The sequence below is a fragment of the Neorhizobium sp. T25_27 genome (assembly GCF_002968565.1).
In the GTDB taxonomy this organism is placed as follows: Bacteria; Pseudomonadota; Alphaproteobacteria; order Rhizobiales; family Rhizobiaceae; genus Neorhizobium; species Neorhizobium tomejilense.
On record NZ_PVBJ01000043.1, the window covers coordinates 1 to 402 of the forward strand.

Genomic DNA, 402 nt, shown 5'->3' on the forward strand with positions numbered 1-402 from the left:
GATGTACACAGACTTCTCCCTAGGGAAACGCGAGTCTCGAAAGACAAGCGGTGGTGTTGCGGGGGTGCCGTTGTCAGGCGGTGGGGGTCTTGCGTCCGGCGTCGAGGTCGGCGTCGGTGTTGTCCCAGTGGAGGTCCAGCGTTGAGGCGACCCCGGCGACGTAGTCGGTCAGTTCTGCGCTCTTCTTGAACCACTCGCCCTCGTCGCGGGTTGCGGCGAATCGGTCATGCAGGGCCATTTCGTCCTTCCTAGTACCTGGGGCCGCTGTGATGATCTTCGCCTCTCGCGTGTTCATGTTCTGCGGGGCCGCAGTCCCGTTGCCGGAGACCTGGATCTGGCGCAGACGGGACTCCGGGTTGACGCTGAAGCCGATCTTGATGAAGTCGTCGCACTCGAAGAAGT

General features: G+C 62.4%; 1 protein-coding gene. It reads right to left on the minus strand.

Translation table 11 applies throughout. The features are described from left to right. Positions 1-73 precede the first annotated feature (73 nt). The coding region (locus C5J24_RS31630; protein ID WP_172724211.1) for a GIY-YIG nuclease family protein at positions 74-402 on the minus strand (329 nt) is incomplete at its 5' end.